General features: G+C 49.3%; 21 protein-coding genes. 16 read left to right on the top strand and 5 right to left on the bottom strand.

Annotated elements, in window-relative coordinates; all coding sequences use genetic code 11:
- Positions 1-21 precede the first annotated feature (21 nt).
- The 3 genes from QQK89_RS01640 (at position 22) to QQK89_RS01630 (ending at position 3,890) form a co-directional block, all read left to right on the top strand.
- The gene (locus QQK89_RS01640) at positions 22-1,218 is read left to right on the top strand and encodes an MFS transporter (RefSeq protein ID WP_284236673.1); all 1,197 of its coding nucleotides are present in this window, start codon (positions 22-24) and stop codon (positions 1,216-1,218) included.
- A gap of 211 nt (positions 1,219-1,429) precedes the next feature.
- The gene (locus tag QQK89_RS01635; protein ID WP_284236672.1) at positions 1,430-2,911 is read left to right on the top strand and encodes a hypothetical protein; all 1,482 of its coding nucleotides are present in this window, start codon (positions 1,430-1,432) and stop codon (positions 2,909-2,911) included.
- A gap of 112 nt (positions 2,912-3,023) precedes the next feature.
- A complete protein-coding gene (locus QQK89_RS01630; RefSeq protein ID WP_284236671.1) occupies positions 3,024-3,890 on the top strand; it encodes a fumarylacetoacetate hydrolase family protein in 867 nt (288 codons plus the stop codon).
- Between the two features lie 42 nt (positions 3,891-3,932).
- On the opposite strand, the gene QQK89_RS01625 is transcribed toward QQK89_RS01630, so the two are convergent.
- A complete protein-coding gene (locus tag QQK89_RS01625) occupies positions 3,933-4,790 on the bottom strand; it encodes a helix-turn-helix transcriptional regulator (RefSeq protein WP_284236670.1) in 858 nt (285 codons plus the stop codon).
- A 150-nt stretch (positions 4,791-4,940) separates the two neighbouring features.
- On the opposite strand from QQK89_RS01625, the gene fabF reads away from it, so the two are divergent.
- On the top strand, positions 4,941-6,179 hold the full coding sequence (fabF, locus tag QQK89_RS01620; RefSeq protein ID WP_284236669.1) for a beta-ketoacyl-ACP synthase II: 1,239 nt from the start codon (positions 4,941-4,943) through the stop codon (positions 6,177-6,179).
- Here the strand turns inward: fabF and QQK89_RS01615 are convergent.
- Both QQK89_RS01615 and QQK89_RS01610 read right to left on the bottom strand, forming a co-directional pair.
- The gene (locus tag QQK89_RS01615) at positions 6,123-6,983 is read right to left on the bottom strand and encodes a WYL domain-containing protein (RefSeq protein ID WP_284236668.1); all 861 of its coding nucleotides are present in this window, start codon (positions 6,981-6,983) and stop codon (positions 6,123-6,125) included. The two genes, fabF and QQK89_RS01615, sit on opposite strands and share 57 nt — an antisense overlap.
- A complete protein-coding gene (locus QQK89_RS01610; RefSeq protein WP_284236667.1) occupies positions 6,934-8,286 on the bottom strand; it encodes a helix-turn-helix transcriptional regulator in 1,353 nt (450 codons plus the stop codon). Before QQK89_RS01610 ends, QQK89_RS01615 begins: the two co-directional genes overlap by 50 nt.
- Before the next feature lie 706 nt (positions 8,287-8,992).
- Between QQK89_RS01610 and QQK89_RS01605 the strand changes: the two genes are divergently transcribed.
- The 6 genes from QQK89_RS01605 (at position 8,993) to QQK89_RS01580 (ending at position 14,432) form a co-directional block, all read left to right on the top strand.
- Positions 8,993-10,111, top strand: a complete 1,119-nt coding sequence (locus QQK89_RS01605) for a slipin family protein (RefSeq protein ID WP_284236665.1) — start codon at positions 8,993-8,995, stop codon at positions 10,109-10,111.
- 15 nt (positions 10,112-10,126) lie between these two features.
- Complete coding sequence (locus QQK89_RS01600; RefSeq protein ID WP_284236664.1) at positions 10,127-10,927, top strand: nucleotidyltransferase domain-containing protein; 801 nt, start codon at positions 10,127-10,129, stop codon at positions 10,925-10,927.
- Positions 10,928-10,953: 26 nt separating this feature from the next.
- On the top strand, positions 10,954-12,624 hold the full coding sequence (locus tag QQK89_RS01595; protein ID WP_284236663.1) for a GAF domain-containing sensor histidine kinase: 1,671 nt from the start codon (positions 10,954-10,956) through the stop codon (positions 12,622-12,624).
- Positions 12,621-13,301: a response regulator gene (locus QQK89_RS01590; protein WP_284236662.1), complete on the top strand. Its 681-nt coding sequence runs from the start codon at positions 12,621-12,623 to the stop codon at positions 13,299-13,301. Before QQK89_RS01595 ends, QQK89_RS01590 begins: the two co-directional genes overlap by 4 nt.
- Positions 13,302-13,470: 169 nt before the next feature.
- Positions 13,471-14,094 (top strand): FMN-dependent NADH-azoreductase, encoded by a 624-nt coding sequence (locus QQK89_RS01585; RefSeq protein WP_284236660.1) that lies wholly within the window; start codon positions 13,471-13,473, stop codon positions 14,092-14,094.
- 176 nt (positions 14,095-14,270) lie between these two features.
- On the top strand, positions 14,271-14,432 hold the full coding sequence (locus tag QQK89_RS01580; RefSeq protein ID WP_284236659.1) for a hypothetical protein: 162 nt from the start codon (positions 14,271-14,273) through the stop codon (positions 14,430-14,432).
- A gap of 31 nt (positions 14,433-14,463) precedes the next feature.
- On the opposite strand, the gene QQK89_RS01575 is transcribed toward QQK89_RS01580, so the two are convergent.
- Positions 14,464-15,390: a DNA-primase RepB domain-containing protein gene (locus QQK89_RS01575; protein WP_284236658.1), complete on the bottom strand. Its 927-nt coding sequence runs from the start codon at positions 15,388-15,390 to the stop codon at positions 14,464-14,466.
- 524 nt (positions 15,391-15,914) lie between these two features.
- On the opposite strand from QQK89_RS01575, the gene QQK89_RS01570 reads away from it, so the two are divergent.
- The 5 genes from QQK89_RS01570 (at position 15,915) to QQK89_RS01550 (ending at position 21,561) form a co-directional block, all read left to right on the top strand.
- Entirely contained in the window at positions 15,915-17,072 is a 1,158-nt protein-coding gene (locus QQK89_RS01570) for a Gfo/Idh/MocA family protein (protein ID WP_284236657.1), read from the top strand.
- 80 nt (positions 17,073-17,152) lie between these two features.
- Complete coding sequence (locus QQK89_RS01565) at positions 17,153-18,226, top strand: Gfo/Idh/MocA family protein (protein WP_284236656.1); 1,074 nt, start codon at positions 17,153-17,155, stop codon at positions 18,224-18,226.
- A gap of 28 nt (positions 18,227-18,254) precedes the next feature.
- Positions 18,255-19,118 carry a sugar phosphate isomerase/epimerase family protein gene (locus tag QQK89_RS01560; RefSeq protein ID WP_284236655.1) on the top strand — a complete coding sequence of 288 codons (864 nt, stop codon included), beginning with the start codon at positions 18,255-18,257 and terminating at the stop codon, positions 19,116-19,118.
- Between the two features lies 1 nt (position 19,119).
- The gene (locus QQK89_RS01555; RefSeq protein WP_284236654.1) at positions 19,120-19,947 is read left to right on the top strand and encodes an AraC family transcriptional regulator; all 828 of its coding nucleotides are present in this window, start codon (positions 19,120-19,122) and stop codon (positions 19,945-19,947) included.
- 147 nt (positions 19,948-20,094) lie between these two features.
- The gene (locus QQK89_RS01550; protein ID WP_284236653.1) at positions 20,095-21,561 is read left to right on the top strand and encodes an RCC1 domain-containing protein; all 1,467 of its coding nucleotides are present in this window, start codon (positions 20,095-20,097) and stop codon (positions 21,559-21,561) included.
- Here the strand turns inward: QQK89_RS01550 and QQK89_RS01545 are convergent.
- A complete protein-coding gene (locus QQK89_RS01545; RefSeq protein WP_284236651.1) occupies positions 21,558-22,433 on the bottom strand; it encodes a ketopantoate reductase family protein in 876 nt (291 codons plus the stop codon). The two genes, QQK89_RS01550 and QQK89_RS01545, sit on opposite strands and share 4 nt — an antisense overlap.
- A gap of 125 nt (positions 22,434-22,558) precedes the next feature.
- On the opposite strand from QQK89_RS01545, the gene QQK89_RS01540 reads away from it, so the two are divergent.
- A complete protein-coding gene (locus QQK89_RS01540; protein WP_284236650.1) occupies positions 22,559-23,140 on the top strand; it encodes a TetR/AcrR family transcriptional regulator in 582 nt (193 codons plus the stop codon).
- The last annotated feature ends 111 nt before the right edge of the window (positions 23,141-23,251 follow it).

Here is a 23,251-nt window from a genome sequence, read left to right as displayed (position 1 = left end):
CAAAAATCAAGGAGGAATGACATGACTATCGATAGAAAAGCTTTGCTATTTGGCCTAATGTCGGTGTTTCTGTGCGGATTGGGCTTTAGTATCATAACCCCTGTTGTACCGTTTTTGGTGCAGCCTTATATAAGTAATCCGGGAGATCAAGCTACGGTTGTTACTCTGCTGACTTCCGTATATGCCGTGTGCATGTTTTTCGCGGCGCCCGCGTTAGGAGCTCTAAGCGATAAATTCGGCCGTCGCCCGTTGCTGTTAATATGCCTGCTTGGTTCCGCGATCGGGTACTTCGTGTTTGGCTTAGGCGGTGCGTTATGGGTACTGTTCGCCGGGCGTGTTATTGAGGGCATAACGGGCGGAAGCATAAGTACGATTTTCGCTTATTTTGCAGATATTATTCCTGCGGATCAGCGGACCAAATATTTCGGATGGGTGAGTGCGGCAGTTGGCGTGGGTACCGTCATTGGTCCGACATTAGGCGGACTACTCGCCAAGTTTGGTTATTCAGCGCCTATGTATTTCGGAGCGGCTATTACATTGTTAAACGTGATATTCGGGATGCTGTATATGCCGGAGAGTCTTGGCAAGAATAATCGACGGACCCAAATGACCTTGGGGATGTTGAACCCATTTACCCAGCTTGTCAGCATCCTTTCGGTGAAAAACGTAAACAGACTGCTTGTATCCGCGTTTTTGCTCTGGATCCCGAATGGATCCCTGCAGGCCGTGTTCTCGCAATTTACGCTGGACACGTTTAGTTGGAAACCCGCATTGATCGGACTTATGTTCTCCATCATGGGCGTTCAAGACATTGTCTCGCAAGCCTTTATTATGCCAAGGTTATTGGCCAAACTTCGGGATAAACAGATAGCTACTCTTGGCATGGCGTCGGAGATTATAGGGTATGGCCTTATTGCGGCGTCTGCTTTGGTGTCTTTCTATCCACTTCTTATTGCCGGCATGTTTCTGTTTGGGTTTGGCGATTCGATCTTTGGCCCGTCGTTTAACGGGATGCTCTCCAAATCGGTAGATGCAAGCGAACAAGGAAGAATTCAAGGCGGCAGCCAATCGATTCAGGCTTTGGCAAGAATGATCGGGCCTATCATCGGCGGCCAAATTTACGTAATCGCAGGGCATGCCGCTCCAGCCTTTATGGGGATGCTCCTTATTGCGGCGGCCATTCTTGTATTGAATAAGAAGACAGTCCGGATCGGATGATCCGGGCTTTTTTATATGGAGAGGCGACATTGTTTACAGGTTTGTTACAAGACCGAAATTATTCCGAGATATCGTTCTTCTATACTGAAGTCAGTAAGGAGCTTCAAACAAACGTAAACAGGTTAAAAAGAGACAGAGAGTAAAAAGACAGAGAGTAAAAAAGGTTAGAAATTCGGAAATAAAAAAATTCAACTCTAAGGAGCTCATAAAAATGAACAAAAACGTGAAAAGAACTGTTGCCACAATGATGATCGCAGGAATGACTGTATCGGGAGCGGCAGGCGTATATGCCGGAACAAATATGGAGAAAATCAGCGCGTACCTGAACCACAGCATCGGCTTTAAAATCAACGGCAGCACTTATATTCCTAAAGACGAAAACGGCAATAAGCTTGCGCCTATTACTTATCATGATACAACTTATCTGCCAGTCCGTGCGCTTTCTAACGCCCTGAACACGCCAATCAGATATGACAGCAAGACTAATACGATCTATATCGGTACAAGCACAACGGACCAATACGTACTGACAAACTACACGGCCGCACAACTGGAAGAGATCAAGAAAGCATTTGCCGGCTTTGAAGGGTTCGAAACGGCCTATGCTCCGCAAATCATGATCAACGGCGACGTATTCCAAAAAGCAGCGGCAACAAGCGACGGCGTAAACCTGCTCTTCAAAAACATGACGGTGAACGTGTCGCCACGCGATTACTCTTATGAATACGACGGTACGAACGTAACGTTGTCGAACGGCGCAAAAGCAAAATGGTACAACATAGACGGCACGGACATGCTGACCGTAAAAGTGGAAGACCGTTATGTGACGGTCAGCTCCCCAAGCAAAGCGTTAAGCAAAGCGCAAGCGGAAAAAGTAGCGGTTACCGTAACAAACGTTGGCGCCGTGCAATCCGATATGGCAGCCGTATCGTACACGGCTGCTCAGCTGGATGAAATGAAAAAAGCATTTGCCGGTTTTGACGGGTTCGAATCAGCATACGCGCCAAAAGTAACAGTTAAAGGCGACGCTCTGCAGAAGGTAGCGGCAACAAGCGACGGCGTAAATCTTCTCTTCAAAAACATGACAGTGAACGTGTCGCCACGCGATTATTCCTTCGAATACGACGGTACGAACGTAACGTTGTCTAACGGCGCAAAAGCAAAATGGTACAACGTAGACGGCAAGGACATGCTAACCGTAAAAGTGGATGACCGTTATGTAACGGTTAGCTCGCCAAACAAATCGTTGACCAAAGCGCAAGCGGAGAAAGTCGCGGTTAGCGTAGCTAAAGTTGGCACTGCTCAGGCCGATCTGGCAACAGTAACTTATACGGCCGCACAAACAAAAGCCATTAAAGACGAGTTTGCGAAATTCGACGGCTTCACGGCTGCTTATGCTCCAACCAAAATGGCAAAAGACGACGCGTTCCAAAAAGTAGCGAGCGGAGATTCCGTAATCTTCTGGTTCAAACACATGAATGTGCAAATCTCGCCTCGTGATTACTCGTACGGATATGACAGCACGGCAGTAACGCTGCCAAACGGCGTGAAAGCAAAATGGTTTGCTCCTAGCGAAGTTCCGATGCTGACTTTCCAGCTTGATGATCGTTATGTCACAATCAGCTCTGCCGATCAAAGCCTGACAAAAGCTCAAATTGAGCAAATCGCAACCGGCGTAGCGAAATTGAAATAAGCATCTCCTGTTCTCCCCCGCATGGCTTTCGTAGCTGTGCGGGGAGTTTTTTTTGTCCTATAATGTAGGAGAAATCAATTGTAGACCATTGGAATACGGGGAGGGCATATTCGTGAAATTAGTCCAATTCAAGGAAATAGCAGCAACTACTGCTTATCGATTAGGCGTACATACGGAATTAGGCATTGTGGATGCCGGCCATACTACCTTAAACGGCTTATTGCAAGGCGGAGACGCTGAGCTTAACCAGCTCCGGCAGTACGTGAAAGAATGCAAGGAAGGGCAAGTTCGTTACTTGGATGAGTCGGAAATTGTTTTTGGACCTAGCGTCCCGGAACAAGGCAAAATCATTTGTATCGGTCTTAATTATAGGAAACATGCGGAAGAGACGAATATGCCGCTGCCGGAGTACCCAATCTTGTTCAGCAAGTTCAGCAACGCGCTGGCCGCGCATGGCGAGGATGTTCCTTTGCCGCGGTCGACACAAAAGGTTGATTATGAAGCGGAGCTTGCGATTGTCATTGGACGCACGGCGAAAAATGTATCGGTGGACGAGGCGCTCGATTATGTATTTGGTTACAGCGCATCCAACGATCTGTCAGCCCGCGATCTGCAAACCCGGACAAGCCAGTGGCTAGCGGGCAAATCTTGCGATAATTTCGCTCCGGTTGGTCCATACCTCGTATCCAAGGATGAAGTAGGGGATCCCAATGCTTTGCGGATCAGCTGCATGGTAAACGGAGAGGTTCGGCAGGATTCGAATACGTCGGATATGATTTTTAATTGCAAGGAAATCGTCAGCTATATTTCGCAATGCATGACGTTGTCCCCTGGCGATATTATTCTAACCGGTACGCCGGAAGGTGTCGTAATGGGTTATCCAGCTGAGAAGCAGGTGTATCTCCAAGCCGGAGATGTCGTTACGATCGAGATCGAAAAGCTTGGTGCGTTAACGAACCGGATGGTTGCCGAAGCTTAAATTATTGTTGTAAAAAGAAAGCCGTCTTTGGCCTGATTCAGGCTAAGACGGCTTTCCGCGCATCAGCTTGCTTAATTTCTCTTCCGTATCGCTATCCGGCGCAGGAGTGTAAATGCTGCAGCGGAGATCGGATCCGCCTTGCAGCTGCAAGGATGTGAGATGGAAGAGCATTTTCCCCGCCTTGGCATGCCGGAATTCCAGTACAACCTCAGGGGCTGTCCTGACCTCGCTATGCTCCCAGAGCTCCTGAAAGTCCGGATGCAGCTCCGTCATTTCCCTCAAAAATTGATCATACCAGTTGTCCTCTACATATTGTCCGTAATAAGCCCGGAAGATCGACAGAAATCCGCTTGCGAACTGCTTCCAGTTGACGGCTAACCGGCGAAGTTCTTTACGGGTGAACAGGAGGCGGATCATATTCCGCTCATGCTCGGGAATTAGAGCAAAGTCGACAAAGACATGGGCGGCTGCTTCGTTCCAGCCGACAATCTGACAGCGGCGGTCCGATATAATCGATGGACATTGCTTGAGCTCCTGCAAAATTTTGCGAAGAGGCGGGCTAACCGCATCCGATGAATAAGCCGGCATTTCGGCCGTGATGGACGGGCCAGCTCCGGGCTCAATGGCCAGACCGTAAAGATAATTGCGTTCATCATGCGTTAAACGCAAGGCGGAAGCAATAGCATCCAGCACATTCGGCGAAGCTTGAATGTCCCGGCCTTGTTCCAGCCATGTATACCAGGTCGTGCTAACGCCTGCAAGCGCCGCCACTTCTTCGCGTCTCAGTCCGGGCGTTCTTCTCCGGCTGCCGGGAGGAAACCCAACCTCTTCGGGGGTTAGCTTGGCCCGTTGGGTTTTGAGAAAGCTGGAAAGCGCGGCAAGCCTCGTCTTGTTATTCATCTTAAGAAGTACCTCCAAATCGGGGATCCTGTTACTCATTATACTAGGATAAACGACAACTTGTAATAGGATACTCTATATGGCAACATAATTTAATATCAGGTACTAATTTTGAGGATTAAACTAGATTCTCGTGAGGAGTTGAACAATATGGAACGTGTAGTTGTTACGGGTATGGGCGTTATTTCGCCGCTTGGACAATCGGTTGAGGAGTTGTGGACCCGGATGAAACGGGGAGAGTCAGGGATAGCCCGCATAGATGCGTTTGATACAGAAAGATTGAAAACAAAAATAGCGGGTGTTGTGGCCGATTTTGATCCGGAAGCGTTGTTTGGCCGCAAGGAAGCAAGGAAGATGGACCGTTTCGTGCAATTCGCCGTTGCCGCCGCGGATCAGGCGATAACGGATTCCGGACTTAAGCTAAATGAGATGGATCGCGATCGGATTGGGGTATATGTCGGTTCGGGGATTGGCGGATTAAGCACGCTGATGGAGCAGGATGAAATATTGCGAACCCGCGGTCCCGAGCGCGTCAGCCCGCTGCTTGTTCCTATGATGATTGCCAATATGGCGGCGGCGACGATCAGTATCAGGTACCAATTAACCGGTCCTACTCTTGCGCCCGTTACGGCCTGCTCCATCGGAAATACGGCGATTGGCGAAGCGATGCGGCTTATCCGCCTTGGAATAGCGGATGTGGTTATTGCCGGCGGCGCTGAGGCAACGGTCAATGAACTGTCGCTTGCCAGCTTTGGCAACGCGCAGGCGTTATCTTCCCGCAATGAGGAACCAACGAAAGCCAGCCGGCCTTTCGATCAGAACCGTGACGGGTTTGTCATGTCGGAGGGAGCGGGTATCGTTGTGCTCGAGTCTCTGACTCATGCGAAGAAACGGGAAGCTCGGATTTACGGCGAAGTGTTAGGTTACGGGGCAAGCTCGGATGCTTATCATATTGTAGCAACGCATCCGGAAGGAACCGGAGCATACACCGCAATGAGGACTGCTCTTGCTGACGCGGGCATCTCTCCTGAAGAAGTGGATATGATTAGCGCGCATGCCACAAGCACAGGTCTTGGAGACCGCTCGGAGGGGCAAGCGATCACCCGATTATTCGGTACGGACGCCAGCCGGATCGCAGTAACGGCGAACAAGTCGATGCTGGGGCATATGCTGGGAGCGGCCGGCGGCGTTGAGGCGATTGCCTTGCTTCAAAGTTTGCGCGAGGGAATCGTGCCGCCAACGATTAACCTGGAACAGCTTGATCCGGAATGCGGATTAAGCAATGTGCCCACTACAGCAAAGTCAGCTCCGCTGCGCATCGGTCTCTCCAATTCATTCGGCTTCGGCGGACATAATGCCGTCATTGTCCTGAGCCGGTTCGAGGACTGAGGAATAGCCGTAACGGGCTAAAGATTTATGCGCCGCTTCCCGCATCCGGAATTTCATATAAGGATGATCGGTTACGCGTACGCGCAAACCAAGAAACCTTAGCTTGGACAGCACGTATTCGGTCTCATCTCCGAGGAAGCTTAGCTTAATCAAATACGTATCGGCAAGCTCATCATAATGAACCTGTTTGTCGAAGCAAGAAAAGGCATATAATATTCGCGACAATTCTTTATTGTAGGCGGGGATGATCTCGACGGTGGCATGCTGCATGCGTTTCTCCAGCTGATTGGTTAGCACTGCGGCGGCTTGAGCGAAAAATTCCCCGCTTACCGGCATATTCTCTACATGGACGATGCTTCTTAACCGGGTTGTCATAAGCGAGCGTGTTCGACGGTTGTACCAGAGCAAATACCACTCCCGTTTCACCATGGAATACTCCAGCTTGTAAGGAACGCCGGTCTGAAGCGGGAGGGGATTGCCGTCCTTCCGGGTATGCAAGAGCTGCATGCCTGATTTGTTCACAATCAACTGCCTTAATGTTCGCAGCAGGGGATGGTACAAGGTGGAAGCCGTGCTGCCTGCTTTTTCTACAATGATGGATTGGAAGGAGTCGGCTCGCTCATCGGAACCGCCTAGATATTGACGGAGTCTGATGAGCGTATCCGGTTCAATAGCGGCAGTCGCATCCGGATGCTCCAGCATCATAAGGAGCCATTGCCGTTCCTGGGCGGTAACCGCAATGGCGCCATGCTCATCAAGCTGTGCCATCATGCGGTAATTGAATATTTTTTCGAACAGGTTCATAATAAGCCGCCAGCTCCTTCCATTCCTTAATAAATTCCTTCCGCAGCGGCGCAGGTTCGAGCACTTCGCAGCTGGAGCCAAAGCTTCGCAGCCAAGGTTTGATTTCCTGCGTGCCGTTAACCGTAATCTCGAACAGGAATGAGGTATCATTCTCTTCCGTAATTTCGCCCCATTGCCCCTGAAGCTGTACCCGTTCTTTAATGAAGTTTCTTTTTGCCCCTTCCGGATTATAAAATCTAACCTTCACCAAGACAGGCCTTCCCATATCGACCAACCAGCTGTATCTTGTGTTGCGCTCAAGCGCCGCTAACCTTGTCGCATACTCGTCCTCCGATACAACTCCGCTTTCCTCCAGCTGCGTTATACCTTCCATCCGGCAAATCGCGATTTGGGAACGGCCCGAGCCATATCCAAGCAAATACCATCTTCCGTACTGATGATCATAAGCAACTTTGAGAGGAAGCATCTCCGTATGCCGTCCTTCGGACTGGCGAGCGAAAAGCGGGTTTGTGTTTTTCGAATGATAGCTTTGATTCGACTTGGGCGTGAAGTAATGGAAGCTCAGCTTTCGCCTGGACGCAATCGCCTGCATGATCGTATATAGATGCGCTTCGTCCAGTATGCGCGAATGATAATGGTACTTATAAAGGAAAAGATCGCTTGCCCCGTCCGGCAGTTGCCGCCGCTTCAGCGCTTTTTTCAGGCTGTCTCTAAGAAGGTAGCCCTGAACGGAAGGAACTTGCGTATTGGCCATCACGTCTACAAACGCATACAAGTCCGATAACTCTTCATCGGATAACAGGCTGACAAAATCATTATTTGCGGTATATTTGCTCGGTCTGCCTCCAGGAAGCTTCCGGATCACGCCGGCTTGTTCCAAATATTTGAGATCGGAGCGGATTGTTTTCTCATCCGGAAGGGCGAGTTCCTCGGGAATCCCTTCACAGCAACGATCGAGCAGCTCCAAAGGAGTTAACGACTGTTCCTGCAAAGCGGCAATAAGGAGCGACAATCTATAGCTCTCCGATTCCTTCAATGATTTGGAGCGGAACAGAAATAGCAGAAGCGGGTCTGCCGACTCGTAATAACTCGCGCGAAGCATATTGTGAATGGCTGTATTGTGATCCTCGGCAGGCTGCTGCTTAACCGTCCCCGCAATATCCTTCAAGCGCCGGATCGTTTTGTCGAAGGTATGTACCGAAATGCCAAGCCGCTCGGCGAACTGCTGCCGGCTATAAGCCCCGCTCGTCAGAACAAGCATGCGCAGAAATTGGATTTCTTTATCAAAGCTTTCTTTTGCCACGGTTCATTGGCCCCTTTCATTTTGGAAGAGGTAGTTATCTCTATTGTAACAAGGGGCGGGGGAACGGGATAGGTGCTCGGTATGCTTCCGAAGCGATTTTTCCTTCGGAAAAATAAGCGTATGCTTCCGTAGTAACTTTTGGAAGAAAGAGAACCCCACTATTTCTTCCAAAAGTTTTCGATCGCCATACTTCCGCCATGTTCCGGTAGCGTAGCATCAAGCATAATGAGGATGTAAAACAAACGGCCGGACCGAACCGGGTTGGGATTTCGACGAATGAAGATCCCGCAGTGCCGGTACAGCCTCTGTACGCGGTATGCTTTCGGATCTGGTACGCGTTTTACTCTAATATTGCGGTGGTTCGAATCCACCATCGTCCTGGGGAGACGATCATGGTAGAGCGATGTCTCGACTCTTAATCGAGATCAATGAGAAACAATTGTACGAATGCCGTTTGGGGAAATGCTCGGCAGGCTCTGACAGCTGCGCCAAACGCCGAAGCTCTGCAGTCCGCGGATACCGGACGGGAGAACCCTGCTCCAAAGCTGCTTCTGAACGTTAATCCGGGCTGACTCATGCAAGATGGTCAACCAGCTAGCGGAAGGAGGCGGCCGGCAAGCGGGAGATGCCGTTCTTAAGCCGGATTCCGCTTCGGGTTTGGGAGCATTTTCGCCATTAGCGCCTATTCCAAGGAGGTTATTAACCTATGACTACATACATCAATAAAATCACGATTCAGAACGATCAACGCGGTCTGCTCTTCAAGGACGGGAGTTATGCAAGGCTGCTTGGTCCGGGCAAACACCAATTTCCATTCTTCTCGAAGATAACGGTAGCCGTTATGGACGTTACAAAGCCGTTTGTTGTGCCCGGCAAAGAACTTTCCTTGTTCTTGCATGACGACAAGCTGCTTGAAGAGCTCCAAATCATCGACGTTGCCGATGATGAATATGTACTTCACTACGAAGATGGCCGATGCGGCAGCGTACTGAAGGCAGGTAAACACGCTTACTGGAAATCTGCGGTTAAACATACGTTTGCCCGCATGAATACAGGCGACCTTGAGCTGCCGACAACGTTAAACAGCGCAGATCTGATGAGACTAAACGGACTTTACAGTACGCATGATGTGACCGGATATGAAAAAGGTTTTCTGTTCTATGACAATGTACTGCAACGCGAACTTGGTCCGGGCAAATACCGGTTCTGGCGCACGCCGGTTACGGTAACGGTGCAAACGGTAGATATGCGCCGCCTTCAGCTTGATCTGAACGGACAGGAAATGATGACGGAGGACAAGGTGACGCTGCGGCTTAATTTTGTCAGCCAATACGTGACGAAGGATCCGCTTAAGGCGATGGAGATCAGAGGGTTCGAAGAGCAGCTGTACATTCAGCTTCAATTAATCTTGCGCGAATATGTCGGTACGCTGAAGCTAGATGAGCTGCTACGCACGAAGCAGGAGATTGGCGCTTTTGTGCTGGAGAGGCTGGCGGTTCGAAGCGGGGAGTATGGCGTTCAGTTTCTGAATGCCGGCGTGAAAGATATTATTTTGCCGGGCGAAGTGAAGGACATTATGAATACGGTGCTTCTCGCGGAGAAAAAAGCGCAAGCTAATCTCATTACCCGGCGCGAAGAAACCGCATCAACCAGAAGCCTGCTTAATACGGCGAAGCTGATGGACGAGAACGCCACGTTGTACCGTCTGAAGGAGCTTGAGTTCCTGGAGAAAATTTGCGATAACGTGGGAAGCGTGTCCCTCACCGGCGGAGGCGACCTTGTTGAACAGTTGAACCTGCTGCTTGGCGGCAAACGGTCAGGTTAGGGAGGGGGAGTAGACATGATTGATGATCAATACCGATTGAAAATCGAAGACGAACTAGCTCGGATAGAGAGAGAAGAAAATATCCGCATCTTATATGCCTGCGAGTCAGGCTCCCGCGCTTGGGGTTTCCCGTCCAAAGACAGCGATTACGATGTCCGGTTTCTGTATGTAAGGCCAGTAGAGTGGTACTTATCGATTCGCGAGCGGAGGGACGTCATTGAACGTCCGATTAGCGATATGCTTGATATTAACGGTTGGGATTTACGCAAAGCGCTGGCGTTATTTCATAAATCGAATCCGCCGCTACTGGAATGGCTGCAGTCGCCAATTGTGTACAGCGAGGCTTACGAGACGGCTGACCGGATCCGGAAGATGTCGCGCGATGCTTTTTCGCCAAAGTCCTGTATGTTCCATTATCTCCATATGGCGAAGGGCAATTACCGGGAATATTTGCAGGGCGATTCCATTCTGGTGAAAAAATATTTCTACGTGCTTCGTCCGCTCCTTGCTTGCAGCTGGATTGAGCAATACGGCATGATGCCGCCAGTACCGTTCGAGCAACTGTTAGAGGATGCGATACCCGCTGATCATGAGTTGCACGGTGTTATTGAGCGGTTATTAGCAAGGAAACGCGCGGGAGAAGAGCTGGGCATGGAACCGCGTATTCCGCGGCTGAATGATTATCTTGAGGAGCAAATCACTTATTTCGAACGGGCAGCCAAGGAGCTGGATATTGCCGATGGACTGAAGGAAGAACAGCTGGATGGGCTATTTCGGGATGCGCTGCTGGAGGCATGGGGAACAGTAAGTGTATAATGGTGGCAGAAGAGGAGGGAAGCCGGATGCCAAGAGAAATTCGGGTCAATGAGCTTACAGCGCTCAAAGAAATAGCCGAAATGCTTAACTCGACAAATGACATGGACCAGATGCTGAACGATGTGCTGTTAAAGCTGCTGGAAGTGACTGATTTTACTACGGGATGGATTTTTCTCATTGACGATGATGTGCCGGGTAATTCTTGCGCAGCTCACTACAACCTGCCTCCCGCCTTAACGGCCGGCAATTATGCGCTTATGTGCGGGGAAGATTGCTGGTGCGTGGAACGCTACCGTCAGCGCAAGCTTACCCATGCGGTAAATACGATCGAATGCAAACGGATTACTTATGCGGTAACCCATCAGCTGGGAAGTACGGAAGGCATTACTCATCATGCGACGGTACCGCTTAAAGCGGGCAGAGATAGATTTGGGCTCTTGAATGTTGCGCAGGCGGGCAAGGAGCAGTTCACGGAAGAGGAGCTTGCTCTCTTGCAAGCGATTGCCCTTCAGATCGGCACCGCCATGAACCGGATTCGTTTGTATCAGGCCCAGGAACGGAATGCGAAGCTGTACGCCAAGCTTGGAGACGTGATCCAGCAGATCAACGGCGTGCAGGACGTTAATCAGTTGCCGATTAAGGCCGTGCAATATATTGGAGACGCCTTCGGTTGGCCGAATGTCTCCTTATTTATGTTTGACGGGCAGCAGATATCTTTGCGGGCCTCGTATTCAAACGGCAAGGTAACGAAGGAGTGGACGTCTTTAGCTGTTGAAGTAGCTGGACCTGTAAGCGCGGCTCTCAACGACAATCGGCTTATCATGGAATCGTCTTGCATGGAGGACAGTTGGCTAAGCCAGATGGGTATTCCTTCTTATCGCTCCGCTGCGGCTATTCCTCTCCGGGTCCGCACCCGTACGATTGGCGTCCTCTTTATTAGCAGTCCCGATCAGCGGCAATTCGAAGGGATTAACGAGGACTTTATGTATTCGCTTGGCGATCATTTTACGTTAGGCATGGAGAACTTGCGGGTATATGAGCATCGTAGCGAGCTTGCCCGGATGGAAGAACGTAACCGCATGGCGCGAGACTTGCATGATTCCGTTATACAAAAGGTGTTTTCTTTGTCTTTCTTAGCCAAAGGGGCGGAAAATGTACTTGCCGGGCGGGATCCCGTTGTGCAGCGGTCGCTGCTTGATATTCAGCAATTGTCTCAGGAAGCGTTGAAGGAGATGCGTACTCTGATCTGGCAGCTCCATCCTGCGGGCCTTGAGAACGGGCTGTTGCCGGCGCTTAAGCAATACGGGCAAGGCCTCAACTTGACGATCTATGACCGGACGGAAGGCGTAATCGAGCTCCCGCGCGCCATTGAAGAAGCATTCTGGCGAATCGGCCAGGAAGCTCTGAATAATGTACGGAAACATTCCGGGACGGAAACGGCGTATATCCGGCTCAATAAGCAACAGGATGGAGCGGCGGTATTGGAGATCAGGGATGAAGGAGCCGGCTTCAAAGTCGAACGGAAAAAAGGGCGTCAGACGATGGGGATGCGCTCCATGAGGGAGAGAGCGGAAGCGCTTGGCGGTGCCTTGGCGATTACGAGCGGTAGAGGCAAGCCAACGATCGTGCGCGCGGTTATTCCGCTTGAATCGGTACAGGCGCATTGTGCGGAAGAGAAGGGGAACCGTTATTTATGAGTAAAATCAAAATATTGCTGGTGGATGACCACCAGATCGTACTAAAAGGGATATCGTTTTTTCTGGCGATGCAGCCTGACTTTGAACTCGTCGGGGAAGCGCATAACGGACAGGAAGCGGTGGAGAAAGCGGGAGAGCTTCAACCGGATATCGTGCTGATGGATTTGAATATGCCGGTTATGGACGGAATAGAAGCCAGCGCTCTGATCAAAGAACAACATCCGCATATTAAAGTACTGGTGCTTACCAGCTTCTCCGATCAAAGCCATATCTTGCCTGCGTTGCAAACCGGAGCAATTGGTTATATGCTGAAGGATGTTGAGCCGGATCAGCTCGCCGAAGCGATCCGCAGCGCTTATAAAGGCAATATCCAGCTTCATCCGGATATATCGCGCGCGTTGCTCAGCCGTCCTGAACCGGAGATAAGGCCGGAACCGACCAGGCATGAAGCGAGGAAGGACAAAGCGCTGGATGCCTTAACGCCAAGGGAGCTGGAAGTGCTGGAGCTGCTAACGAAAGGGCTCAGCAATAAAGATATCGCCCAGACGCTTGTTGTTGCGGAGAAAACGGTGAAGACGCATGTGAGCAGCATTTTAAGCAAGCTGGATTTGGCCGATCGTACGCAAGCTGCGTTATTCGCGGCGCCTTTGTTCCAGGATAAAGGGCAAATGGCATAATCGGGAAAGGCCTCAGCCTAAAGTCGTAAGACCATGCTCAGACTTTCGTGCCGGGCCCGGTGGGTCTATATTTCCGTCTAATTGCCGATGTTGGCAGATATAAAACTCTATAAAATAAAGGCAGTTACAAAAAGTTACTGCAAATTATTTGATGGAGGGAATTAATAAGATGAGTACTGTATTGTTCGTAAAAGCAAATGACCGCGGAGAGCAAGCTGTCAGCGTTAAGCTGTACGATGCGTTCCTCGCTAGCTATAAAGCGACTCACCCGCAAGACACTGTAATTGAGCTGGACCTGTTCAAAGAGGAGCTTCCTTACCTGAACGCCAACCTGATCAACGGCGGCTTCAAAGCGGCTCAAGGCATGGAGCTGACTGCTGAAGAGCAAACAGCCGTAAGCATTGCAGACAAATATCTGGATCAATTTATCGCGGCGGACAAAGTCGTATTTGGCTTCCCGCTTTGGAACTTCACGGTTCCAGCCGTATTGCACACTTACATCGACTACCTGAACCGTGCAGGCAAAACATTCAAATATACAGCTAGCGGCCCTGTAGGTCTGCAAGGCGACAAAAAAGTTGCATTGCTTAACGCTCGTGGCGGCGTATATTCGGAAGGTCCTTTCGCTGCAGCAGAAATGTCCCTTAACTTTGTTAAGAACATCATGGGCTTCTTCGGCGTAACAAACTTCGAAACAGTTATCGTAGAAGGCCACAACGCTTTCAGCGATAAAGCAGAAGCATTGATCGCAGAAGGGGTTGCGAAAGCAGAGAAAGTAGCTGCTAGCTTCTAATTTTAGAAGAAAAAGGGTAATTAAATGAGGCAAAAGTCCCGCAATAACCTTAAAAAAGGTATATTGCGGGACTTTTGTTGTTATTTTCGACAAATTTTGACAAGTCTTCTGTTCGGCATTACAATAGGACTTTAGTGTAGAGTTTCACAGATGGATGCAACGGGGATGGTTAGCGGATGGACAAACAGTTTTTTGCGGAAATGAGAAAAATCAGCCATGAGGACGAACTCAGATCAAAGCTGCTGCTGCATGGCGTAAAACGGATTCTGGAGGAAAAGCAGGAAAAGCGCAATCGGGGATTGCTTGGTTTTCTTAGAAGGAAAACGAACAAGGAATAAGCATACATAGATAAATGGGTGAGCCAGGCGTTTAACGCCTGGTTATTTTTGTTAGGCTGCCAGTTTTCTTGGCGCGTAATTTGCGGCGTCTTTGTGTGAATTTCGCAGTCGCCAAAGGTTGTAATGAAAGCGATGCAATAAGCTCCTCTTGCGTAAACGGTACTTCCCGTCCCCACTGGATGACTTTGACCATATAGGGGCTGCCGGGATTTTTCATATGGTAGAAACCCGGTATCCGCATCACTCTTGATAGGTTGGTGATCATCGGATCGGATGCGAAGGTTTGCGCTAACGCTTTTTGAATAGGAACAAACTTGCTGATTTCTCCGCTCCGCATGACCCAATAGATATGATATCCGTTTTTCGTTTCGACGATCGTCGTATCTTTGATGCGATCCCCGTGTTTGGTTATAAAATGTTTCTTCAGCTCAGCTACTCTCTGCCTTGTCCGTTCAGCTAACAGGCGGTATTGTCCCTTTTTATTTTGGGTAACGGTTATGGATTTAAGTCGCTCGGCCGGGTCGGAGAGAATGGAATCAATCTTCTGCTGAGCCTGTTCTTTCGTTGAGAGAAGCGCAGTGATTTTATTTAAGTCGATATCGATGAACTGCGCTCTAATCGTATTGAACGGGCTTTTCCTTGTTGATTCCCGTCCGTTAATTTCCATAAATACGGCATAACCTTTTTTATTTTGCCTCATGACATTTATAAGCTTGTTTCGCTTGGTATATAGCTTCATTCGAGGAGCGAGCGGTTCCAGAGCTTGAAAAGATTTGCGCAAGGTTATGGCGGGGAGCTCGGTAGCGAAGCTATATCTTCGATTGGTGTTTTTGGCGTCATTGATTAACAAGAAATGCAATTGATCGTTTGGCTTGCAGCCAAGTTTCTTGATGAAACGGTAAGCGTGACTGGCATAGAGCTGGGCAGGTTCGAAAATCTTCGCTTGGCTTAGCTTCATGGACCACATCTCCTTGTAGACTCGCTAAACAATCATATTCTGACAAGGAGTTATGCGTGTGTGTATATGTTTAGTAAGCCGCCGTGGAATCAGACGGCTTAAACCTGTCCCCATAAGAAGAACCGGGTGCGCACGGAGAGAGAGCTTGCTCCTGAGGAGCGTGAGCGTCCGCCTTTGTTTTTGAATCTCATCAACTACAGTTAAATGGAAGAGATTCAAGAACAACAGCGGCCGAAGGGGGAAGCTTTCTCGCAGTGCCACCTGCAGTTCACCCACAATCAAAGCAGCAGCAACTAAGCTGTAATGAACTTTCACAGCAGGCACCAGAGAAGCAACAGCCTCACTCCATCCACCCGGTTCGCCCAACTCAGCCTGACTCCGTCCATCCGGTTCGCCCGCCTCAGTACAACCACAGTTAAATTAAGCTTATATTTGGCTCATTAGAATCAAGCGCTTTCACAACGCTTCGTGCTAAAATGAACAAATAGATTCCTTATTTCATCAAGCACGGAGAGGGTGTAATCATGGTACGTATCGGTATCGTTGGTTTAGGAAATATGGGGACGGGGCATGCCCGTTATTTGATTACAGGCGGCGTTAAAGGCGCTGAATTAACAGCTGTATCCGATGTTCGTCCAGAGCGTTTGGCAGAGGTAAAAGCAGAATGGGGCGAGCATATCCAAGGGTTTTTGAGCCCGCAAGAAATGTTCGAATCCGGTGCGGTAGACGGCGTAATTATCTGTACGCCTCATTATGATCATCCGGAACAAGCTATTGCAGCACTGAACGCAGGTCTGCATGTATTGATTGAAAAACCAGCAGGCGTGTACACTCGTGCGGTACGCGAGATGAACGAGGCTGCGGCGGCAAGCGGCAAAGTATTTGGTATCATGTACAACCAGCGCACGAATCCGCTGTATGCCAAGCTGAGAGAACTGATTGCTTCCGGCGAGCTCGGCGAAGTACGCCGCACGAACTGGATTATTACGGACTGGTACCGTTCGCAAAGCTACTATAATTCCGGCGGCTGGCGCGCAACTTGGGCAGGCGAAGGCGGCGGCGTTCTCATTAACCAGGACCCGCATCAGCTTGACCTGTGGCAGTGGACAACGGGCCTTATGCCCAAACGCATCCGCGCGTTCTGTCAATTCGGCAAACACCGTGACATTGAAGTGGAAAACGACGTTACGGCTTACGTGGAATACGAAAACGGGGCAACCGGCGTATTTGTTACTTCTACTTATGAAGCGCCGGGCACGAACCGCTTCGAAATCACGGGCGACCGCGGCAAAATCGTTATTGAAGACAACAAGTTGACTTTCCACCGTCTTCGCGTCTCGGAAACGGAGTTTAACGAGACCTTTACAGGCGGCTTCGGCAATCCGGAATGTTGGAAATTCGAGATTCCGATTAGCGGCGGCGGAGGAAGCCATCAGGAAATTACGCAAAACTGGGCGGATGCCATCAACAATGGAACGCCGCTTATTGCACCGGGCGAAGAAGGCATTAAAGGCCTCATGATCTCGAATGCGATGCTGCTGTCCACTTGGACGGATAATTGGGTAGATCTACCGATTGACGAAGATTTGTTCTATGACAAGCTGCAAGAGCAGATCGCCAAGTCCGAGTCGAAGAAAAACGCTAACGAATACCGCACGCTGGACGTATCCGGCACGCATTAAGCGCACGCTTTCGAAGTTAGAATCATCATGAACAGCAAAGCTGTTTGGGTGATAATTCTTTTCAGGAGGTTAACAAACGTATGTCTAAAGCTAATGGAATGAATTACGCGCCGCAAGGCAAACCGCGTCCAGTCGCTCAGCCGGGAGAATTTATTTTTGCTGCGATGTCGCTTGATCACGGTCATATTTACGGGATGTGCAACGGACTCCGCGAAGCGGGAGGTACGCTCAAATGGGTGTACGATCCGGATCCAACGAAGGTAGAAGTGTTCTGCCGCACATATCCGGAAGTCCAAGTCGCCTTTTCGCAAGAACAAATTCTTCAGGATCCAGAGGTGCAGCTCGTTGCTGCGGCGGCTATCACGAACGCGCGCGGACCGCTTGGCGTGAAGGTCATGCAGCATGGCAAACACTATTTCACGGACAAAGCACCGTTTACTACGCTGGAGCAATTGGCAGATGCCAAGAAGACAGTCGCAGAGACCGGCAAGAAATATTCCGTTTATTACAGTGAGCGTCTTCACGTGGAAAGCGCGGAGTTTGCCGGACAGCTGATTAAAGACGGCGCAATTGGCCGTGTTCTGCAGGTCATTGGCCTCGGACCGCACCGCTTGAACGCGCATATGCGTCCGGAATGGTTCTTCAAGAAGGAGCAATACGGCGGCATCCTATGCGATATCGGCAGCCACCAAATCGAACAGTTCCTCTACTACACAGGAGCGAAGGATGCTAAAGTTCAAAGCAGCAAAGTAGCTAACTATAACAACAAACAATATCCGGAGCTCGAGGATTTTGGGGATGCTACCCTTATCGGCGATAACGGAGCAACCAACTACTTCCGCGTGGACTGGTTCACGCCTGACGGCTTGTCTACTTGGGGAGACGGCAGAACGATGATTATGGGAACAAACGGATACATTGAGCTTCGCAAATACGTGGATATTGCTAACAGCAAATCCGGCGACCATCTGTTCCTCGTTAACGGCGAAGGCGAACATAAGATTGAAGTGAAGGACCAAGTTGGTTTCCCTTACTTTGGCGCACTTATTCTCGATATTCTAAACGGAACGGATCTTGCTATGCCGCAGGAGCATACGTTCAAAGCTGCCGAGCTCTGTCTGGAAGCGCAAAATCAAGCTGTAGTGGTTGAGTAACAACGAATAGAGAAGGAAGGTTTCTTATATGAAGCTGTCTATCTTTACAGTAGCTACACCGGAGCTTACTCCGGAACAATTGGTCCGTGTTGCTCGCGAGGCTGGCATCGACGGGATCGAGTGGCGTTACAAGGAAGCTCCCGAGAACGCGTCCGAGCAACAACCTTCCTTCTGGGGCAACAACTTATGCACGCTGCTGCCTTCCGGTGGGGAAGAGATGGCCGACCGTTTCCGCGAAGCTGCGGCATCGCAAGGTTTAAGCTCGATTAGCGTAACTCCTTATTTAACGGCAGGCGATCTGGAAGCAACGGAGGACGTGCTTCGCAAAGCGAAACGCGTGGGTGCTCAGTTCATCCGCCTCGGCGTTCCCGGATATGACCGTTCCCGACCATTTGGCGAGTTGTTTGCTCTGACGCGCCAATATTTGAAAGATGCGGAAGGCTTATGCCGCCAGTATGGCATTAAAGGCCTCGTTGAAACCCATCACCAGACGATTGCGCCAAGCGCTTCAGCGGCCTATCGCCTTGTTGAAGGCTTGGATCCTTCCTTCATCGGCGTATTGTTCGATCCGGGCAATATGGTGCATGAAGGTTATGAGAATTACCGGATGGGGATGGAGATTCTTGGTCCATACCTCGCCCATGTTCACGTGAAAAACGCGGCTTTCGCTACTGATGGAACCGCCGAAGACGGAAGCGTGAAGTGGAAGTCCGAATGGAGCGGCATCAAGGAAGGCGTGGTGCCTTGGAAGCAGGTTATTGCTGATCTCAAGGCGGTTGGCTATGACGGCTATCTCGGAGTCGAGGATTTCAGCGGACAATTCCCCGAAACCGAGCAAATGCTTAAACATTTTGTAGACTATATGCGCGAGCTGCTGCAAGACGAGGCCTAATATGCTGGATTTGCATTACTGGTCGGATCAGCCGATTGAGCCGTTTTTCCACTCCCACATGCATTACGAGGTTTATTACTTTCATGGCGGCAAATGCAATTATCTGATCGGCGACCAGATTTACGAGCTTGCTCCGGGCGATCTCATCCTTATGTACGGAATGACGCTGCATTGCGCGAAAGCTGACCCTGCGGTTGATTATATCCGGTCCATCATTCATTTCGAACCGACCCAGCTGCAGCCTTATCTCGAACTGCCGCATGCCCGGAATATTCTTCAGCCGTTCCAGCAGTTGAACAATTACCGGCTGCGCCTTCGGGGCGAGGATAAGGCGGAAGTAGAGCGGATTCTGGCCAAGATGAATGAGTACCAGCAACGCGGCGATGCGGTCGGCGACAACCGATTCCGGCTTGCTTTTGTAGACCTGCTCTACATGATTCTTGATCATTGCGAGCAGCCGCTGCTGAACCGCAACCGCCAGGAATACAGCTCGGATAAGGAAGCGACGGTGCAGCGCATTATATCCGTACTGGAAGAGAACTATAAAGAGGACCTGAATATGGAGCTTCTCGAGGAGCGGCTGCACCTAAGCAAGTCCTATCTGTCCAAGCTGTTTAAAGAAGTGACGGGCGTCACGATCTTTCATTATATCTATACAAGAAGGGTCAACGAAGCAAAGATCTTGTTCCTTATGCAGCCGGAGTTATCGGTTACGGAGGTATGTTTCCGACTTGGATTTAAGCACCTGGCCCATTTCAGCAGATTGTTCAAGCAATATGCCGGCCTGACGCCGGAGCAGTTCCGCAGGCGGGAACAGGTGCAGGTGTAATAATGAGATAAAATGAAAAAGAACCCTGATGATCAATCAAGGTTCTTTTTCATTTTTGCATGGCTGCGAAACATTCATCCGGCTGGGAGCGTCAAAGGAATAGAACTTGTTTGCATGTTCATTTTTTATATAAAGGAGATTCTCCCAATGCAACCGTATCGCAGCCGTTTTGGTTCGAAACCTATTATTACGTTGATGATGGCATTTTTGCTTCTAGTAGTAAGTCCTCTCCCGGGAAGAGCACTCGCAGAACAAGCAGCAAACGCGAAACCGGCATTTACGCAAATCATTGCCGGCACCTACTATTCCGCCGCATTGCGCAACGACGGATCAGTGTGGGTGTGGGGGCGGAATTTGTGGTCGGAGCTGGGCATTCAGGAACAAGCGGTTTCGACTTCGGTGGCTGCCCCAGTGCGGCTTGCAGGGCTGACGGATATTGTTGCGCTCTCGACGAACAAAAGCGGTTATCAGCTTGCGGTGAAGAGAGACGGAACGATATGGGAATGGGGAACCTCGCTTGAAGATGTGAAGAAAGGAATTCTTCCGAGACAACTCAACCCTCTGTCCGGCATGAGCAACGCGATAGCCGGCACGGCGTTTGGATTTGGTCTTCGTTCGGATGGCACGGTCTGGGCATGGCCGCGCAGCAAGGAGCCGTCAGCCGGAGGTGCTGAAGTGACCGTACTGCCCGCACAAGTAAGCGGCCTTGCGAATGTGGAGCAAATCACATCGGTTGGAGATACGGTGTACGTACAGAAGTCCGACGGTTCGGTTTGGCAGTTTGCTGCAAAGCTGGACACATCCGCATCCGGATCAAACGAACAGGTTCAATTGACAACGCCCGCGAAGATCGCGGGACTTCCAGCGGTGCGGCAATTTGCTCCGTATTATAACGGTGCCTTGGTCATCGATCTGAAAGGACAGACCTGGAAGGTGGAGTGGAATTCTGGCGCGAAGCCTAAGCTGTTCCATCCCGAGCTGAAGGTGAAGACAATCAGTATAGGCGCTAATAGCTTGACGCTATTGTTAACGCAAAGCGGGGCTGTGTACAGCGTCGATAGGTTTAATAGTACGGACAAAGGGAAAAAGATTCGCCTCGCAACGCCTATACAGGCGATTGCGGCAGGCGCATATCACGGATTAGCGCTGGACGGAGAAGGCCGCGTTTTTGGCTGGGGAGCGGACAATTGGAACGAGACTGGCGGTCCGGCGAAGTCGCCTGACCATATGGTATATGCTCCGATGCAGATTCGGCGGGATATTACGATGACCGCGAACGGCAAACCTCTGGCCACCATTTTCCCTGCCATTATGGAGGGCAGCTCCATCTCAGTGCCACTCAAGGATGCACTGCGCAGCATCGGCGGCGATTATCAGGTAACGGTGAACGGCAATGCGCAATCCGTAATGACAATTAGCTACAAAGGAAAACAATATGCCGTGCAATATCAAGGTTCGCAAGTGCTGCTAAACGGCGTAGCCAGCGGAGTGACAGTTCCGGCAAACAGCGGTTCGGCCTCCGGCGTCACCATGATGCCATGCGGGGTATTGAAGAAGATTGGGATTAGCTGTACATGGAACGCTCAGACGGGTACTCTTGCTATTACGGGTTAAACTCTGTTCTCTTGAGATAAGAACTTCAACAAATCGTTTTCCAGCTGCATAATTTCATTGTTTGCATTAATGGCGTAATCCGGCAACATCATGTCCTTCACCATTTTAGTCCGCAGCCACATCATAAAGAAGAAGTTCAATATCCAATTAGGGCATACCAGCACAAATTTAAATATAGATGGATTAATAACAACGCCGGCTTTTTGAATTGCCCTTAAATACGTTTTTAAAGTAAAAGTTATATTGCGTGCCGTTTTTTTGCTTTCGGGATTTAAAAAGCTAAGCAATGCAATGTCCGATACCGAATGGGTAATGAGATAGGATTTCATATCCGGATTGATAGCATAGGGAAGTTTCGCTGTTCGTAATAAATTCACAAGGTTATCTACGCGTTCTGTCACTAAACCGCTAATTTCTCCAAACGTAGTAGCCGCGAGAGCCTTCGGCGGAATTCGAGCATGCAATACTCCATCTTTAATCTGACCGCCTACACCGGGAAAAGCGGGTAGAAGTCTGTCTCCAACAATATCTAGCCACGTAGAAAATCCATTTGAATTACTAATCATCGTAACAATAGTTTTGCTTTGATTGTCTCTAAGCGCTGACAAGGCTGATTCAGACCGGTCGTAACGTACGGTAACAAAAATAAAATCATATACATCATCATTGTTAAGCGTATCAATGATATTTACCTTCACTGATTTAACCTTACCTTTTTCATAATATTGCAGGCCATTTTCCTTCAATGCGTTAAATTTATTAGATCGTGCAAACATAGTCACATCATAACCTGCGTCAATAAATTTGATCGCATATATGCTTCCTATAACGCCTGCGCCAAAAATCAAAATTCTATTTTGCTTCGATGACATAATAGCCACTCCTATTCAATTCATCCAACAACATGTTGTATGATGGAATCATAAATCTATATGAATCCTTGATCAACCATCAGATTTGTATAATGTGTCGGATGATATTCTTTTGGGAGGATGACATGAAAAAGCAGCCCGAAATAACGGAGAAGACCAAACAAACGTTTATAAATGTTTTCTGCGAGTTATATAGCCAAAAGCCGATTGAAAAAATTTCGATTCAGGAGATTGCGAATAAGTCGGGATATAACCGCAGTACATTTTATCAATACTTTGTTGATATTTACGAACTGTTGGACATTGTAGAGAATGATTTATTGAACGAGATAAAAGAAGAACTAGCGAAGAAAGAGCTATCCGTGCATACCGTTCAAAATGCGCTCCATTGTTTAGATAAGAAAGAACATCTCTTGGTTCTCAACGCCCTGTTGGGCGATTATGGAAACACTCGTTTTTTGCAGCGCCTAAAGAAAGAAATAACGCTAGATCAATTGGAATTAAATGTTCCGCACAACCATTCCTTAACGCCTTACTTGATTGAGTTTCACCTGACAACATCCTTTTCTTTATTTCGTCTTTGGCTCCAGCGGCAAAAGGATTTGTCATCAGAAGAATTTCTCGAGTTAGTGGACAACCTATATACAAAAGGGATACAGCCGTATACGAATAATGTGCCTAAACATAACTGGAAGGCTATGTTATAATCGGAAGTGGGCTAACAACCTTTATTCACTTATTTATAGGAGAGTGCTTATCGTGATTATCAAATTCATTCGTTTACGTTAAATGAGGTAAAGTTCATTTATGCTCAACCA

It is taken from the genome of Paenibacillus glycanilyticus, assembly GCF_030161375.1.
Lineage (GTDB): Bacteria > Bacillota > Bacilli > Paenibacillales > Paenibacillaceae > Pristimantibacillus > Pristimantibacillus glycanilyticus_B.
Note: the sequence above shows the minus strand (reverse complement) of the source record. Positions and strands in the feature narration are given on the sequence as shown.